This window comes from Streptomyces sp. NPDC019937 (genome assembly GCF_040631655.1).
Taxonomy (GTDB): Bacteria; Actinomycetota; Actinomycetes; order Streptomycetales; family Streptomycetaceae; genus Streptomyces.
Genome location: NZ_JBEYAL010000047.1, coordinates 14,098 through 30,688 on the forward strand (window position 1 = coordinate 14,098; position 16,591 = coordinate 30,688).

At 71.8% G+C, this 16,591-nt stretch carries 16 protein-coding genes and 1 riboswitch; of the genes, 11 read left to right on the forward strand and 5 right to left on the reverse strand.

All coding sequences use genetic code 11. The features are described from left to right. Positions 1-165 precede the first annotated feature (165 nt). A complete protein-coding gene (locus ABZ562_RS34700) occupies positions 166-1,752 on the forward strand; it encodes an NAD(P)/FAD-dependent oxidoreductase (protein WP_361487568.1) in 1,587 nt (528 codons plus the stop codon). 41 nt (positions 1,753-1,793) lie between these two features. Here ABZ562_RS34700 and ABZ562_RS34705 read toward each other — a convergent pair whose 3' ends face one another. The 5 genes from ABZ562_RS34705 to ABZ562_RS34725 all read right to left on the reverse strand — a co-directional run bounded on the left by ABZ562_RS34705 (position 1,794) and on the right by ABZ562_RS34725 (position 6,356). Further along, positions 1,794-2,771, reverse strand: coding sequence for a hypothetical protein (locus ABZ562_RS34705; protein ID WP_361487570.1), 978 nt, complete (start codon positions 2,769-2,771; stop codon positions 1,794-1,796). A gap of 40 nt (positions 2,772-2,811) precedes the next feature. Further along, positions 2,812-3,729 (reverse strand): methylenetetrahydrofolate reductase [NAD(P)H], encoded by a 918-nt coding sequence (metF, locus tag ABZ562_RS34710; protein ID WP_361487572.1) that lies wholly within the window; start codon positions 3,727-3,729, stop codon positions 2,812-2,814. A 118-nt stretch (positions 3,730-3,847) separates the two neighbouring features. Beyond that, entirely contained in the window at positions 3,848-4,498 is a 651-nt protein-coding gene (gene thiE, locus ABZ562_RS34715; protein ID WP_361487574.1) for a thiamine phosphate synthase, read from the reverse strand. A 149-nt stretch (positions 4,499-4,647) separates the two neighbouring features. Then, entirely contained in the window at positions 4,648-5,013 is a 366-nt protein-coding gene (locus ABZ562_RS34720) for an Rv2175c family DNA-binding protein (RefSeq protein WP_055556296.1), read from the reverse strand. A 110-nt stretch (positions 5,014-5,123) separates the two neighbouring features. Next, the gene (locus tag ABZ562_RS34725) at positions 5,124-6,356 is read right to left on the reverse strand and encodes an FAD-dependent oxidoreductase (protein ID WP_361487674.1); all 1,233 of its coding nucleotides are present in this window, start codon (positions 6,354-6,356) and stop codon (positions 5,124-5,126) included. Positions 6,357-6,543: 187 nt separating this feature from the next. Beyond that, a riboswitch (TPP riboswitch) is annotated at positions 6,544-6,657 on the forward strand. On the opposite strand from ABZ562_RS34725, the gene thiO reads away from it, so the two are divergent. The 10 genes from thiO to ABZ562_RS34775 all read left to right on the forward strand — a co-directional run bounded on the left by thiO (position 6,655) and on the right by ABZ562_RS34775 (position 16,577). Further along, a complete protein-coding gene (gene thiO, locus ABZ562_RS34730) occupies positions 6,655-7,860 on the forward strand; it encodes a glycine oxidase ThiO (protein ID WP_361487576.1) in 1,206 nt (401 codons plus the stop codon). (Overlaps the previous riboswitch by 3 nt.) Further along, positions 7,857-8,057 (forward strand): sulfur carrier protein ThiS, encoded by a 201-nt coding sequence (gene thiS, locus ABZ562_RS34735; protein WP_123106968.1) that lies wholly within the window; start codon positions 7,857-7,859, stop codon positions 8,055-8,057. Before thiO ends, thiS begins: the two co-directional genes overlap by 4 nt. Before the next feature lie 47 nt (positions 8,058-8,104). Then, positions 8,105-8,905, forward strand: a complete 801-nt coding sequence (locus ABZ562_RS34740) for a thiazole synthase (protein ID WP_361487677.1) — start codon at positions 8,105-8,107, stop codon at positions 8,903-8,905. Between the two features lie 46 nt (positions 8,906-8,951). Beyond that, complete coding sequence (locus ABZ562_RS34745; protein WP_361487577.1) at positions 8,952-9,410, forward strand: SRPBCC domain-containing protein; 459 nt, start codon at positions 8,952-8,954, stop codon at positions 9,408-9,410. An 87-nt stretch (positions 9,411-9,497) separates the two neighbouring features. Beyond that, positions 9,498-11,423 carry a Stk1 family PASTA domain-containing Ser/Thr kinase gene (gene pknB, locus ABZ562_RS34750; RefSeq protein WP_361487578.1) on the forward strand — a complete coding sequence of 642 codons (1,926 nt, stop codon included), beginning with the start codon at positions 9,498-9,500 and terminating at the stop codon, positions 11,421-11,423. 94 nt (positions 11,424-11,517) lie between these two features. Beyond that, the gene (locus tag ABZ562_RS34755) at positions 11,518-12,738 is read left to right on the forward strand and encodes a cytochrome P450 (protein ID WP_361487579.1); all 1,221 of its coding nucleotides are present in this window, start codon (positions 11,518-11,520) and stop codon (positions 12,736-12,738) included. Positions 12,739-12,827: 89 nt separating this feature from the next. After that, the gene (locus ABZ562_RS34760) at positions 12,828-13,232 is read left to right on the forward strand and encodes a hypothetical protein (protein ID WP_361487581.1); all 405 of its coding nucleotides are present in this window, start codon (positions 12,828-12,830) and stop codon (positions 13,230-13,232) included. A gap of 9 nt (positions 13,233-13,241) precedes the next feature. Next, a complete protein-coding gene (locus ABZ562_RS34765) occupies positions 13,242-15,134 on the forward strand; it encodes an alpha/beta hydrolase (protein WP_361487583.1) in 1,893 nt (630 codons plus the stop codon). Next, entirely contained in the window at positions 15,131-15,673 is a 543-nt protein-coding gene (locus ABZ562_RS34770; RefSeq protein WP_361487586.1) for a hypothetical protein, read from the forward strand. The genes ABZ562_RS34765 and ABZ562_RS34770 overlap by 4 nt, the downstream gene beginning before the upstream one ends. Before the next feature lie 34 nt (positions 15,674-15,707). Beyond that, positions 15,708-16,577, forward strand: coding sequence for a deoxyribonuclease IV (locus tag ABZ562_RS34775; RefSeq protein WP_361487587.1), 870 nt, complete (start codon positions 15,708-15,710; stop codon positions 16,575-16,577). Positions 16,578-16,591: the final 14 nt, after the last annotated feature.

Here is a 16,591-nt window from a genome sequence, read left to right on the forward strand (position 1 = left end):
CGCCCCTTCCGTGTGCTCCACTCTCTCGTTCACGGGGGTCGCCGCCCATCCGCGCGCCTACTCATCTCGGCGACTAGGTACGGGTACTCAGTCCGCGCGCATCTGCCCAGCGTTCGCCTGGGGACGAGCGCGGGGCTGTCGGTGGGGCCGGATAAAGTCACTGGCATGGCACGGATTGCGGTGATCGGCGCCGGGATGGGCGCCATGGCGGCTGCCGCCCGGCTGGCCGTCGCGGGCCACCGGGTGGTGGTGTACGAGCGCGGCCGGACCCACGGCGGCGCGGTGGGGCTGTTCGAGCGGGACGGCTTCCGGTTCGACACGGGCCCGGGGCTGCTGCGGCTGCCCGCCGTCTACCGGGACCTGTTCGTGAAGACCGGCAAGGAGACCCTGGAGCAGACCGTCCGGCTCACCCAGGTCGACCCGGCGGCGCGGCATCTCTTCGCCGACGGCACGGACGTCCTGCTGCCCAACGCCTCGCGCGCCGGGGTGCTCCGGGCCCTGGACGGCGCCTTCGGCGCGGGCGCGGGCGAGCGCTGGAGCGACCTGGTCAACCGGGCGCGCGAGGCGTGGGACGCCACCCGCAGACCGCTGCTGGAGGAGCCGCTGCGCACCGACTGGCAGTGGCTGGGCGGCGATCCGTATCCGGCGGCCCCGGTGCGGCGTGGCCGGCTCGGCGGGCTCTTCGCGCGCGGCCGCGGCCGTCCGGGGGTGCCCACCCTGGCCGAGGTGGCGCGGCGGGAGCTGGTGGACCCGCGGGCCGTCGCCCTGCTGGAGAGCCATGCCCTCGCGCACGGCCTGGACCCGCGCACCGCCCCCGCGAGCGCCACCGTGCTGCCCTATCTGGAGCAGACCTTCGGCACCTGGTACGTCGGCGGCGGCATGCGGGCGCTCGCCGACGCGCTGTACGAGCGCTGCGGCAAGCGGAAGGTGGAGTTCTGCTTCGAGGCCGAGGTCACCGGCATCGTCGAGAAGGACGGCCGGGCGGCGGGCGTCGAGCTGGCCGACGGCACGGTCTCCGAGGCGGACGCGGTGGTCGCGGGCATCGACCCGGCGCTGCTGCCCGCCCTGCTGGGCGGCCAGGAGCCCTGGCGGGAGGGCGAGGACGTGACGCCCGGGCGGGAGCCCGGCAGCGGTCCGCCCGGGCGGCTCAGCGTCTTCCTGGCGCTGCGCGGCGGCCGCCCCGACGACGCGGTGCACCGGACCGTGGTGCACACCCCGGACCGCGCGGCGGAGCTGACGGCCGTCTTCGGCGAAACCGAGGGCAAGGGCAGCGGCGACCGCGACGGCCTGCGCGCGCCCTCCGCTCACCCCACCGTCACCGTCCTGCGCCCGGACGATCCCGCGACCCGCCCGGACGACGGCCACGAGGCCGTCACCCTGAGCGCGGTCGTCGCCCCGCACGGACCGGTCGACTGGACCGGCGCGGAGGCCGCCGGGCAGACCGCGGACCGGCTGATCACGGCCGCCGAGGCGGCCATACCGGGGCTGCGGGACCGGATCCTGTGGCGCGAGGTCCGCACCCCCCGCCACATCGCCGCCGACACCGGTGTCGCGGGCGGCTCCGTGCCGGGCCCGGCGCTGGCCGGTGCCGGGGGCCGGTATCTGCATCCCGCCAACCTCACCCGGCTCCCGGGTCTCCATCTGGCGGGCGGCTGGTCCCATCCGGGCGGTGGGCTGGCCCACGCCGGAATGTCGGGGGCGCTGGTGGCGGGCCTGATCGTCGAGGGCCAGGACTGGCGCGGCTCACAGTAGTGGGCCGCGCCCCCCGGTCCGCGCCCCGCCACAAGCGGTAACTAATAGCGGTACTGCTCGTCGTATCCCTGCTGGAAGCCCTGCTGCTGGTAGGGGTACGGCGGCTGGTCCTGCTGTCCGGGCGGGGCGTCGCCCTCGCGCTGCTGCGGGACCCAGGAGCCGCCCGGCTCCATCGCGTCGGCGCCCGGGGGGTACTGCTGCGGGGAGCCGTACGAGGCGTCCGCCGCGTAGTGGTCGCCGCCGTACGCACCGGCGGCGTACGGGTCCTGCTGGTAGCCCGCGTACGGGTCGGGGTACTGGGCCTGCCCGTAGGGCTGCTGCTGACCATAGGACTGCTGGTCGTAGGAAGCGGCGTAGGGGTCCTGCTGGTAGCCCGCGTACGCCTGGTCCTGGTAGCCGTACTGCCCGGCGTCCGCGTACACGTCCTGGCCCTGGCCGTAGCCCACGTCGCCGTAGCCCTGGCCCTGGCCCTGAGCGCCCTGGCCGTCCTGCGCGCCGTACCCGGCGTACGTCTCGTACCCGCTGTAGCCGGCGTTCGGGTCGGCGTAGGCGCCGGAGGCGGGGGTGAACGGGGACGGCTCCTCGTAGACGCCGTATTCGCTGGTGTCGTCCGGCAGCGGCTCCGGCCGGTAGGTGGGCGGCTCGGGCCGGGAGACCTGGACGTCCTCCAGGTCCGAGACCTGGAGCACCGGCTCGGGCTCCGGATCGTCCGGCCCCGGACCGGGTCCGCGCTCGCGTCCGCGGCCGAGCCCCGGCACCCCGGGGATGCCGTCCAGCGCCCAGCCCTTCTCGAAGCCTTGGCGGAAGGAGAGCGTGACGTAGGTCTGGCCGACCGCGAAGGCGATCGCGCCGATGGCGATCACCACCACCGAGGGGATCAGCACCCCGACGACGACGCCCAGAAAGCCGACGAAGGCCAGCAGCCGCCAGCGCAGCCGCGCCTTGTACTGCAGCAGTACCTCTCCCAACAGCCACAGCGCCACGACGCCGAAAGCGATGTAGAGGACCGTCCAGCCCATGCCCGCCCCTCTCAGTGCGGCTGCCCCTCGGCGGCCGTCATCAGGACCGCTGGTGCAGTCCCAGATTCTTGTAGATTTCCAGCGTCGCCGTGGAGTGGTTCAGGGTAATGAAGTGCAGCCCGGGGATCTCCTCGGCCATCAACCGCGCGCACAGCTCTGTCGCGTAGTCGATCCCGATCGAGCGTACAGCCGCCGCGTCGTCCTTGACCGCCAGGATGCGCTCGGCCAGCTCCGGCGGGAAAGCGGCGTTGCTGAGCTGCGCGAACCGCTCGATCTGCCTGACGTTCGTGACCGGCATGATCTCAGGGATGATCGGTGTCGTACAGCCCGAGGCCGCGACCCGGTCGCGCAGCCGCAGATAGTCCTCCGGGTAGAAGAACATCTGGGTGATCGCGAAGTCGGCGCCCGCGCGGCACTTGTCGACGAAGTGACGGATGTCGGTGTCCCAGTCCGTCGAGCGCGGGTGCATCTCGGGGAAGGCGGCGACGCCGACGCAGAAGTCTCCCGACTCCTTGATCAGGCGGACCAGCTCGGCGGCATAGGTGATGCCGTCGGGGTGCTTGACCCAGTCGGCCATCGGGTCGCCGGGCGGGTCGCCGCGCAGGGCGAGCATGTTGCGGATCCCGGCCCCGGCGTACTGGCCGATGATGTTGCGCAGCTCGGCGAGGGAGTGGTTGACCGCGGTCAGATGGGCGACCGGGGTGAGGGTGGTTTCGGTCGCGATGCGCTCGGTGGCGCGAACGGTGCCCTCACGGGAGGAGCCTCCGGCGCCGTACGTCACGGAGACGAAGGTCGGCGAGACGGCCTCCAGCCGGCGGATGGCGTTCCACAGCGTGTGCTGCCCCTTGTCCGTTTTCGGGGCGGAGAATTCGAAGGAATACGACTGCTCGCCGGATGCGAGCAGGTCACGCACGGTAAGGGCTCGATCAGTCCTGGTGGAAGCGGTGCCTAGGGCCATACGCGAAGGTTAGCCAGCCGGGTGGCCGTCGCCCACCCGGCGACGTGATTATGGGGGCTTTGCCGGGATCCTGTCCGCAATGCGGACAGACTCATCGAGCCGGGCTCACCTCCGACACCTACGGGACATCTGCTGCTCGCACGCGCTTCGCCAGGGCTTCCGTGGCCGCCCCCGGGTCCGCGGCCTCGGTGATGGCCCGCACCACGACGACCCGGCGCGCTCCCGCCTCCAGCACCTCGTCCAGGTTCGACGCGTCGATGCCGCCGATCGCGAACCAGGGCCGGTCCGGGCGCCGGGCGGCCGCGTGACGGACCAGGGAGAGGCCGGGGGCGTGGCGGCCCGGCTTGGTGGGGGTGGGCCAGCAGGGGCCGGTGCAGAAGTAGTCCACGCCGGGCTCGGTGAGGGCCGCGTCCACCTCGGCCTCGGCATGGGTGGAGCGGCCGATCAGCGGGCCGTCCCCGAGGATGGCGCGGGCCGCCGGGACCGGCAGGTCGCCCTGGCCCAGGTGGAGCACGCCGGCACCGGAGGCGTGGGCGACGTCCGCCCGGTCGTTGACGGCGAGCAGCTTGCCGTGGCGGCGGCAGGCGTCGGCGAAGACGGCGAGGTGGTCCAGCTCCTCGGCGGCCTCCATACCCTTGTCCCGCAGCTGGACGATGTCCACCCCGGCCGCCAGCACGGCGTCCAGGAACTCCGGCAGGTCGCCCTGGCGCTTGCGCGCGTCGGTGCACAGGTAGAGGCGGGCGTCCGCCAGCTGCTCACGTGCGGTCATGGGTGGCTTTCCCCCCGGTTCGTGCGGCGTACGGGCCGGGGTGCCGCCGGGGACGGCGGCCGTGCGGCCCGTACGCCTGGTGGTTCGGAGACGGTGGAGGAACCTCGAGGGTCCGGGAACCCGGTTGGTTCAGGGAGCGGCGGGCGGCGTCAGACGGCGAGCGCCTGCGCGCGCCGCTTCACTTCCGTGCCGCGATTCTCGCGCAGCGCCTGGGCCGGGGTGCCCGGCAGGCTCGGGTCGGGGGTGAAGAGCCACTCCAGCATCTCCTCGTCGCTGAAGCCGTCGTCCTTGAGGAGGGTCAGGGTGCCCACGAGCCCCTTGACGACCTTCCCGTCACCGACGAAGTCCTCGGGCACCTGCAGCACCCGGTTCTCGCCACGGCGCACCGCGATCAGCTGGCCCTCCTTGACCAGCTGCCTCACACGGGTCACCTCGACGCCCAGCCGGTCGGCGACGTCGGGGAGAGTGAGCCAGGCGGGGACGAGAGCATCGATCTTTGCGTCAATCTCGGTCACAGAACAAGCCTGCCATCTGGGACTGACAGTGGGTAGCCGGGCGTCCGCCGCGCGGGCCGCGGAGTGCGGGGCCGCCGGGCCCCGCACCCCCGCCCCAGGGCACCGGTGGGTCACAGAACGGCCGACTTCAGCGGCACCGACGGATCCGTGGCCCGGGTCCGGTCCAGCCGGGCGCCGCGTTCGATCAGCTTGCGGCCCTGGGCCAGATCGCGCGGACGGCCGACGGCCAGCAGGGCGACCAGGCCCCCGTCCCGCAGCCAGCACACCGACCATGCGGTGCCGTCCGGGTCGCCCCGCCAGACCAGTTCGTCGGCGCCCGGGTGGTGTCCGGCGTACTGCACGAACCGCCCGAACTGCTCGGACCAGAAGTACGGCACCGGGTCGTAGACCTGGCCGGGGAAGTGCGCGGTGCGGCTGCCCACCACGTTGGCGGCGACCGTCCGCGGCCCCTGGAGCGCGTTGTCCCAGTGGTGCACCAGCAGCCGGGTCCCGTAGCGGGCGGAGGGGAAGGACGCGCAGTCGCCGACGGCGTACACGTCGGGCGCCGAGGCGCGCAGCCCCTCGTCGGCGGCGACGGACCGGTCCTCGGCGAGTTCCACGCCCGAACCGGCCAGCCAGCCGGTCGCGGGCCGGGCGCCGATGCCGACGACCACCGCACCGGCCCGCAGCCGGGTGCCGTCGCCGAGCCGCAGCCCGTTCCGGTCGAGCGCGGTCACCCGCGCGCCGGTGACCAAGGTGGCGCCGTAGTCGGCGTACCAGCCGGTCATATGGGCGGCGACCTCCGCCGGGAGGGCGCCGACCAGCGGCCGGTCCGCGGCCTCGACGACCGTCACCGCGCAGCCCGCCTCGCGGGCGGCGGTCGCGAACTCCGCTCCGATCCAGCCCGCCCCGACCACCACGACCTCGCCCTGTCCGGCGAGCACCGGGCGCAGCCGCTCGGCGTCGTCCAGGGTGCGCAGGAGGTGGACGCCCGGCACGTCCTCGCTGCCGGGCAGGGCGATCGGCTCGGCGCCGGTGGCGATCACCAGGACGTCGTACGGGATCGGGCCCGATCCGGTGTCCACCGTCCGCCCGCCGGTGTCCAGCCCGGTCACCGGGACGCCGAGGCGCAGCTCGATGCCGAGCGCGGCGAAGTCCACGTCGAACGCGGACCCCTCGGCCTTGCCGAGCAGTACGGCCTTGGACAGCGGCGGCCGGTCGTACGGCTGATGGGGCTCGGCGCCCAGCAGCAGGATCTCCCCGGTCCAGCCCTGCTCCCGCAGCGCGACCGCGGTCTGCACCCCCGCCATGCCCGCGCCGACGATCACCACCCGCTGTCCGCCGCCACCCGCCGAGGACGCCATCGTCTTCGTCGTCTCATCGCTCACACGATCACTGTATTGCGGCAGGTGGGGCGGACCGCAGAGCGCACGACGAGATCTCGGGCACAGCCCGGCCGGCCGGACGGCCGTCGCGAAGGGGCCCCGGCACCCGGCCCCGCCCGGGGCGCTCCCTTCCGGGCGATTCGGGGCGCGTACTAGGGTGGCGGGACAGAGCACTCGCGGGAGCCCGGGCGCACCGGGCTGAGAGGGAGGCTGGCGCGGCCTCCGACCGTACGAACCTGATCCGGGTCATGCCGGCGAAGGGAGGGGGCGACAGCCCATGCACACGCCACCCCACACAGCGCGCGAGGCACCCGCCGGTGACGCGCCGTACGACGTCCTCGTCATCGGCGGCGGCATCATCGGCCTGGTCACGGCCTGGCGGGCGGCCCAGCGGGGCTTGCGCACCGCCGTCGCCGACCCGGCGCCCGGCGGCGGTGCCGCCCAGGTCGCGGCCGGGATGCTGGCCGCCGTCACCGAGCTGCACTACGGCGAGCAGACCCTGCTCGGGCTGAATCTGGCCTCGGCGCGCCGCTATCCGTCCTTCGTTGCGGAGCTGGAGGAGGCGAGCGGCCACGACCTGGGCTTTCGCACCTGCGGCACGCTCTCGGTCGCGCTCGACGCGGACGACCGCGCGCATCTGCGGGAGCTGCACGCCTTCCAGCAGCGGCTCGGGCTGGACGCGCAGTGGCTGACCGGGCGCGAATGCCGGCGCCTGGAGCCGATGCTCGCGCCGGGCGTGCGCGGGGGCCTGCGCGTCGACGGCGACCACCAGATCGACCCGCGGCGGCTGGCGGCCGCGCTGCTGACGGCGTGCGAGCGCGCCGGGGTGGCCCTCCACCGCGCCCGCGCGGAGCGGCTGGCGCTGGACGGCGACCGGGCCGCCGGGGCCGAGCTGGCCGATGGCACCCGGCTGGCCGCCTGGCAGACCGTGCTGGCCGCCGGCAGCCTCAGCGGGCGGCTCCCGGGCGTCCCCGAGGAGGTCCTGCCGCCCGTACGCCCCGTCAAGGGCCAGGTGCTGCGGCTGTCGGTGCCCGGCCCGTACGCGCCGTTCCTGTCCCGGACCGTGCGGGCCGTGGTGCGCGGCGGGCACGTCTACCTCGTCCCGCGCGAGAACGGCGAGCTGGTCGTCGGCGCGACCACGGAGGAGCTGGGCTGGGACACCACGGTCACCGCGGGCGGGGTGTACGAGCTGCTGCGCGACGCGCACGAGCTGGTGCCCGGCATCACCGAGCTGCCGCTCGTCGAGACCCGCGCCGGGCTGCGCCCCGGCTCCCCCGACAACGCCCCGCTGCTCGGCCCGACCGCGCTGCCGGGCCTCCAGCTGGCCACCGGCCACTACCGCAACGGCGTCCTGCTCACCCCGATCACCGGCGATGTCATGGCCGAGGCTCTGACCGGCGGCGAACTCCCGCCCGACGCGCGGCCGTTCTCCCCGCGCCGCTTCGCGCCGCACCTCGCGGCAGTACAGGAGCACATCGCATGACCGTCACCGTGAACGGCGAGCCCCGCGAGCTGCCCGACGGCACCACCCTCGACGGGGTCGTCGCGACCCTCACCCAGGCGCCCTCGGGCGTCGCCGCGGCCGTCAACGAGACGGTCGTCCCGCGCGGCCAGTGGCCCGCGACCCCGCTCGGCGACGGCGATCGCGTCGAGGTCCTCACCGCGGTCCAAGGAGGCTGAACCCCATGTCTCACCCCACACCACAGGCGACGACCCTCGACGAGGTCCTGACCGACGCCGATCCGCTCACCATCGCCGGTACGACCTTCGGCTCCCGCCTGATCATGGGCACCGGCGGCGCGCCCAGCCTGGACGTCCTGGAGCGCTCGCTGCTCGCCTCCGGCACCGAGCTGACCACGGTCGCCATGCGCCGCCTGGACCCCACGGTGCAGGGCTCGGTGCTGTCCGTACTGAACCGGCACGGCATCCGCCCGCTGCCCAACACCGCGGGCTGCTTCACCGCCGGGGAGGCCGTGCTGACCGCCCGGCTCGCCCGCGAGGCGCTGGGCACCGACTGGGTGAAGCTGGAGGTCGTCGCCGACGAGCGCACCCTGCTCCCCGACCCCATCGAGACGCTGGAGGCCGCCGAGACCCTGGTGGACGACGGCTTCACGGTCCTGCCGTACACCAACGACGATCCCGTGCTGGCCCGGAAGCTGGAGGACGTCGGCTGCGCCGCGATCATGCCGCTGGGCTCGCCGATCGGCTCCGGTCTGGGCATCCGCAACCCGCACAACTTCCAGCTGATCACCGAGCGCGCCGGGGTTCCGGTGATCCTCGACGCGGGCGCGGGCACGGCGTCCGACGCCGCGCTGGCCATGGAGCTGGGCTGCGCGGCGGTCATGCTGGCCTCGGCCGTGACACGGGCGCAGGAGCCGGTGCTGATGGCGGGGGCCATGCGGCACGCCGTGGCCGCGGGGCGGCTCGCGCACCGGTCGGGCCGCATCCCGCGCCGCCACTTCGCCGAGGCGTCGTCCCCGGCCGAGGGCCTGGCCGCCCTCGACCCGGAGCGGCCCGCGTTCGCGTAACGGACGGCAACGGGGCGTCCTACCGTGGGAAGCGGAGGTGGTCGCCGTGACCGTGACCGTGGCCGACCGGATCGAGCGCGAGACCTACGTCGCCGCCCCCGTCGACCGCGTCTGGCGGGTGCTGACCACGCCGGAGCACATCCGCACCTGGTACGCCCCCGGCGGCTGCGAGATCGATGCGCACCCCGGCGGCACCGTCCGCTTCCGCTGGGACGAGCACGGGGAGTTCCACGGCCGGGTCGAGCGGGCGGTCCCCGACGCCCTCTTCCGCTTCCGGCTGGCCCACGCGCCCGACCGCGCCCCGCTCGGGCCCGGCCAGGCCACCGTGGTCGAGTTCACGCTCTCCCCGGAGGGCGCGGGCACCCGCCTCCGCCTCGCCGAGACCGGTATCCGCGCGCTCGACCTCCCGGACGAGGCCAAGGCCAAGCACGCCGAGTACGCCGCCCTGGCCTGGACCTCCGCGTGCGAGGAGCTGGCCGCCCTGGCCGCCGCCTCGCACAACTGAGACCGAGGTCACCGTTGTGTCGCAGCACGTACCGGACATGTGGGCACCGGTCCAACGCGGCGCTGACGGCTCGTAGACTGCACTCTCGTGGATACGACGCTCCAGGACCCCCTTGTCGGGCAGGTGCTCGACGGCCGCTACCGCGTCGAGGCGCGCATCGCCGTGGGCGGGATGGCGACGGTCTACCGGGCCGTCGACACGCGGCTCGACCGCGTCCTCGCCCTGAAGGTGATGCACCAGAGCCTCGCCTCGGACGCCGCCTTCGTGGACCGCTTCATCCGCGAGGCCAAGTCCGTCGCCAGACTCGCGCACGCCAATGTGGTCGGCGTCTACGACCAGGGCACCGACGGCGCGCACGTCTACCTGGCCATGGAGTACGTCGCCGGGTGCACCCTGCGTGACGTGCTGCGCGAGCGCGGCGCCCTTCAGCCCCGCGCCGCCCTGGACATCCTGGAACCAGTCCTGGCCGCCCTCGGCGCCGCCCACCGCGCGGGCTTCGTCCACCGCGACATGAAGCCGGAGAACGTCCTGATCGGCGACGACGGCCGGGTCAAGGTCGCCGACTTCGGCCTGGTCAGGGCGGTGGACACCAACACCAGCGCCTCCACAGGCTCCGTCCTGGGCACCGTGTCCTACCTCGCGCCCGAGCAGATCGAGCACGGCACGGCCGACACCCGCGCCGACGTCTACGCGTGCGGCGTCGTCCTGTACGAGATGCTCACCGGTTCCAAGCCGCACGGCGGCAGCACCCCCGCGCAGGTCCTCTACCAGCATCTGCACGAGGACGTCCCGCCCCCGTCCGTCGCCGCGCCCGAGGTCGCGCCGGAGCTGGACGCGCTGGTCGCCTCCGCCACCGTGCGCGACGTGTCCCTGCGCCCCACCGACGCCGTCGCGCTCCTGGGCCAGGTGCGCACGGCGCGGGCCGCCCTCACCGACGCCCAGCTGGACGCCGTACCGCCGCAGGCCCACGAGGACGCCCCCGGCGACGGCTCCGAGGACCGTACGGCGGTGATCCCCCGCCCCGCCGGGGCCGCCGCCGCGCCCGCCCAGGACGACCTCCACCACACCAGCCGCCTCGACCTTCCCCCGGACCCGCCCGAGCCCCGGCCGCGCCGCCGGATGCCGCGCCGCGGCGTGGTGACGATCGTCGCCGCCGTGCTGCTGGCCCTCGGCATCGGCGCCGGGGTCTGGTACATCAGCGCCGGGCAGTTCACCAACGTGCCGTCCGTGCTGAAGATGACCCAGTCGGACGCGGAGAAGAAGCTCCACGGCGCCGGTCTGGACGTGAAGGTCGTCCAGGACTACAGCGACGTCGTGGACAAGAACAAGGTCATCAGCACCAAGCCCGGCGTCGGCGAGCGCATCCGCTCCACCGGCACCGTCACCATCCACGTCTCCCAGGGCCCGCCGCGGGCCGAGGTGCCCAACGTGGTCGGCCGACCGCTCACCGAGGCCAAGCAGAAGATCGCCGACGCCGGGCTGAGGGTGGGCACCGTCACCCGCAGCTTCAGCACCGAGACCCCGCAGAACGCGGTGCTCTCCACCACCCCAGGCCCGGACGCTGTCCGCCGCCCCGACACGGCCGTGAACATCGTGGTCAGCAAGGGCGAGCCCATCGACATCCCCGACCTCATCGGCGACGACCCCGCCGACGCCCGGTCCGAGCTGCGCGACGCGGGCTTCAAGGTCGAGTTCGCCGAGCGCCGGGCGTTCTCGGACGAGGACAGGGGCACGATCGCCGCACAGTCCCCGGGCGAGGGCACCAGGGGCGCCAAGGGCGACACGGTGACCCTCACCCTCTCCAAGGGGCAGCAGATGATCGAGGTCCCGGACGTCGAGGGCGACAAGATCGACGACGCGAAGCGGAAGCTGGAGGACGCGGGCTTCACGGTGAACGTCGACAAGCCGCTGCTGTTCCCGGGCGACACGGTGAAGGACCAGTCGGTGTCCGGCGGCGACAAGGCGCCGAAGGGCAGCAAGATCACGATCAAGGTGAAGGGCGGCGTCTTCTAGGGCCGCCCCGCCGTGGCCGATATCAGAGCCGTGTCAGTCGTTTGTCAGGCCCGTCGGGGAATGTGGCCACAACGACCGCCACGGAAGGATCCCGATGAGTCGAACGGTTCCCATCCCGCAGGGCCTCCCCCTGGAGCGCGACGCGGGCCCCTTCGACCCGCCCCGCCGGATCACCCGGCTGCGCGAGGCTCGCCCCGTCAGTCCCATGAACTTCCCCGATGGTCATGAGGGCTGGCTCGTCACCGGCTACGACGCGGTCCGCCGGCTCATGGCCGACACCCGGTTCAGCTCCCGCCGGGACATCGGCATTCCCCACGTGCCGTACGAGATCTCCGGCATGCCCGCCCCCACCGAGCCCATCCCGCAGTCGCCGGGCCTGTTCATCTCCATGGACCCGCCGGACCACACCCGGCTGCGGCGCAAGCTCACCGGCGCCTTCACCGTCAAACGCATGAAGATGCTCGAAGAGCACATCATCGAGATCACCGAGCGGCAACTGGACGAGCTGGCGCGCCTGACCCCACCGGTCGACCTGGTCCAGGAGTTCGCGCTGCCGGTGCCCTCGCTGGTGATCTGCGAAATGCTCGGTGTCCCCTACGCGGACCGCGACACCTTCCAGGTCAACTCCGCCAAGATCATGGTCAAGGACCAGACGCTCGACAAGAAGATAGCCGCGTTCGGCGCGATGACCGCGTACCTGTCCGAACTGGTCACGCGCAAGCGCGCCGAGCCCGGCGAGGACCTGCTGTCCGACCTGGCCCGGGATGACGACCTGACCATCGAGGAGCTGTCCGGCGTCGCCTTCCTGCTGCTGCTCGCGGGCCACGAGACCACCGCCAACATGCTGGGTCTTGGCACCTTCGCGCTCCTGGAGCACCCCGAGCAGCTGGCGGAACTGCGCGCCGACCCGGATCTGCTCCCCGACGCCGTCGAGGAACTCCTGCGCTACCTGTCCGTCGCCGACATCTTCTATCGCTACGCCACGGAGGACATCGAACTCGGCGGGGAAACCATCCGTGAGGGATCGACCGTCGTCGTCTCGCTGCTGGCCGCCAACCACGACCCCCAGCGCTTCGACAATCCCGACACCCTGGACATCCACCGCAAGGCCCGCGGCCACCTGTCCTTCGGCCACGGCGTCCACCAATGCCTCGGCCAGCAACTGGCCCGCATCGAGATGCGCGCCGGTTTCGACGGACTGCTGCGCCGCTTCCCGACCCTCGCGCTCGCCATCCCCGCCGACGAGGTGCGACTCAGGACCGACATGAACATCTACGGCGTCCACGAACTCCCGGTCACCTGGACCGGTGCCTGAGTACGCACACTCATGGAGGCGCCCCGCCCGGCTCCCTACACTGATCCCTCGGTCACTGTGAGTCGCGAGACGCGACGGAGGGGGAGCGCATGAATCTCGCAAGCGCCGACGGCCTGCCCAACTGGGGGAAGGGCGGCTCGGGAAAGCTGAAGTCCACCAGGACCGCGTGGACGACGGCGGGCAGGGACGTCGGCAAGCTTCGGGGGAACATCAGGACCGCGCTCACGAAGTTGGAGGAGAAGCAGCAGGGCCTCGGCGCGGGCAGCAAGACCGGGGGCGGCACCAAGTGCGGGGCGGCCCAGCGGGAGCTGTACCACTCCTGGACGCGTTATCTGAAGGGTGTGAGCGGCAAATGCGGCACCCTCCAGGACCGGCTCGAGAAGGCCGGGGATGAACACCAGAAGAACGACGAGGCCACCAAGCACTCCTTCGATCGGCTGGACGGCGCGTACAAGGACACCAAGCCGGTCGGCGGCGAGAGCCGGGGCAGGTGACGGGGAGCAGTGGATTACGCGACTCTCACGTCCCTCAAGCCGTCGGAGTTCGAGGACGCCGCCGATGGCTATCAGTCCGTCAGCAACATGGCCGACCACGCCAGGGAGACGGTTGAGCGGCGGATCGCCGGCAAGATGCAGGCGGCCCTTGAGGGCGAGGCCGCTTCGGCAGCCCTCACTCAGTTACGGACATTAGGGCAGAACTTCCATTACATCCAGGTGGAGTGCGGTCTCGTCAGTACGGCGCTGAACGCCATGGCAAGCGACTTCCGGGCAGCGAAGAACAAGCTCGACTCCGCTGTGGCGGATGCGCAGGAGCAAAAGCTCACGGTGAACGCGGATGGCTCGGTGAGCTATCCGGCAGGGGGCGAGAAGGGAGAGGACGGCAGGACTCCGGAGGGCGGAAAGGTCTACGGCATCGCAAAGGCTTCGCCGAAGGGGCCGCTCTCGGACGCCGCTGATTCGTCGGACGCTGCCAGGTCCGTGGCCCGGCAGGCAGCCAACTTCGATCCCAACCCCAACCATGCCCGGGCCCTGGAGTGTGCCGACCGCATCGCCCAGGCGATCCAGGAGGCGGCGGAGGCCGACGAGTTGTGGGCCCCGAAGCTGCGATCACTGAAGGCCGATGACGATCTGACGGTCTCCGACGACGACTGGATCGACACCAAGAAGGACACCGGCGGCGTCCGCACGGCCGCGAAGGACTATCTGGACGCCATCAAGGACCGGCCCAGGAACGGCGATCCCCAGTTGACCGCCCAGTGGTGGAAGGGTCTGTCCAAAGATCAGCAGGAAGCCCTGATCGCCCTGGACCCGGCCGGCCTGGGCAAGACGGACGGGCTTCCCGCCGAAGTACGTGACGAGGCGAACCGCACCGTACTGAGCGAGGCACGCGCCCAGTACCGGACGGAGCGGGACGCGATCCCGTCCGAGCCCACGAAATTCAGGTCTCTCGGCCCCAAGGTCGAGGCGGTGTACACCGACGAATGGCTCGCCTGGCACCACAAATACGAGAATCGAGCCAAGCAGCTGGACAAAGCATTGGCCGGTATGGACAACATCGAGAAGCGCTTCGAGAGGACGGGGACGAACAACCTCCCCGAGGCGTATCTCCTGGGGTTCGACCCCTTTGCGAATACCGACGGAAGGGTCATCATCGCCAACGGCAATCCGGACACCGCCGACCACACCGCAACGTATGTGCCGGGCTCGAAGACGGACCAGACCAACATCGGTGACGAGCTGGACAAGAGTGAGAAGTTGTGGCGGGAAAGCTCCTCTCTACGCCCCAATGATTCAGTGTCGACGATCACGTGGTTCGACTACAACTCACCGCGCTCGGTGAAACCCATGATCGAACACGACGTTCTCCCCGAAGCCATGTCCGATAAATACGCGGCTGAAGGGGCGCCCCGCCTCCGGCAGTTCCTCGACGGCAATGCGGCGGCACACGAGGCGGCCACGGGAGAAAAGGGCCACAGCACGCTCATGGGCCACAGTTACGGCACCACGGTCATAGGCGACGCCGCCAAGGTCGATCCTCCTTACCATGGGAATCGGGCCCACGACCCCCTGCCGGTGGATGACGTCATGACGGTGGCCAGCCCTGGCGTGCAGGCGAAATCGCCCGGCGACATGGGCATCGACCCCCAGCACTTCTGGGCGATGGCCTCCCCGGACGACACCGTACCGGACTGGGGCCGGAAGGCCGGGCTCGGTGAGGACAGCATCGTTCCCTCGGATGCGGCCTTCGGCGCCAATGTCATGACGACGGACACCGAGGGCCATAGTGGCTACTGGGATTACAACAGCAGCGGGGCCTCACAAAGTCTGACGAATCAAGCCAGCGTCATCGTGGGCGAGTATGACGAAGTTCAACTGAAGCAGGAGACCCGCGAATGACTCTGCCGGACGGAAGGAAGATCTACGCAAGCCTGGCGCTGTTGAGCGCCCTGATCTTGACGGTGGGGTGTTCCTCGATGGACAAAAAGTCGAGCGGACTGGAGTACGAGCCGCAGGTTCGCAAAAGTCGAGCGGTGGAAGAGGAAGTCGGCACACTCTCCAGCAGGCTGCTCGAGATGCTGAAGATCAAGGGAAAGGTGACCGACATCGCCCCCATGGCCAGTTCCTGCGACGTCGATGACAGCGACACGAAGAAGTATCGCAGCGTCCGACACCCCTGGTCCATCTACGACGTCGACAACAAGACCCTCGAAAAAGGCATGGAAAACCTCGCGGCTCAATTGCCGAAGCAGGGTTGGCGGATCGTGAAGGACGGGCCGGACGCGAGCAAGAATCGAAACCGGGAGATTCTTGCCGTTCACACCAAAACACACACCCAGATGGAAGCCACCTGGAGGAAGCGGTCCGAAGGCGACGACCCGATCATCTCGTTCGCCGTGTACTCCCGGTGCTTCCGCGACCCCGGCCACTCCTCCTGACGGAACCACCCGGGCGGGCTGGGATGCTGGAGGGGTGAGTACGAATCGCAGCCGCAACCCCATCGGCGGCCACATCCGCGTCGCCGGTGGCCTCGCCACCACCGGCCTTCCGCACGCGCGGGACATCGGCGCCGAGGCCGTGCAGGTCTTCGTCGCCAATCCCCGCGGCTGGGCCACCCCGACCGGCACCCCGGCCCAGGACGAGGCGTTCCGCGCCGGGTGCGCCGAGCGGTCGGTGCCGGTGTACATCCACGCCCCGTACCTGATCAACTTCGGTTCGCACACCGAGGCCACCGCCGAGCGCTCCGTCGATTCGCTGCGGCATTCGCTCCGCCGCGGCCGGGACATCGGGGCGCTCGGGGTCGTCGTGCACACCGGTTCGGCGACCGGCGGGCGGGCGCGGGAGACGGCGATGGCGCAGGTGCGGGAGCGGGTGCTGCCACTGCTGGACGAGCTGACGCATGACGACGACCCGCCCCTGCTGCTGGAGCCGACCGCGGGGCAGGGGACGTCGCTGTGCGCGCTGGTGGAGGATCTCGGCCCGTACTTCGAGGCGCTGGACCGGCATCCGAAGCTGGGCGTCTGCCTCGACACCTGCCATGTCTTCGCCGCCGGTCACGACCTGGCCGCCCCCGGCGGGATGAAGCAGACGCTGGACGAGCTGGTGGACGTCACCGGCCCGGGGCGGCTGAAGCTGATCCACGCGAACGACTCCAAGGACGTGGTCGGCGCGCACAAGGACCGGCACGCGAACATCGGCGCCGGGCACATCGGCGAGGAGCCGTTCCGGGAGCTGTTCACGCATCCGGCGACGCGGGGGGTGCCGCTGGTGATCGAGACTCCGGGCGGGACCGAGGGGCACGCGGCGGACGTCGCACGGCTCAAGGCCCTGCGGGACGGATGACGGCAGACCCGTTG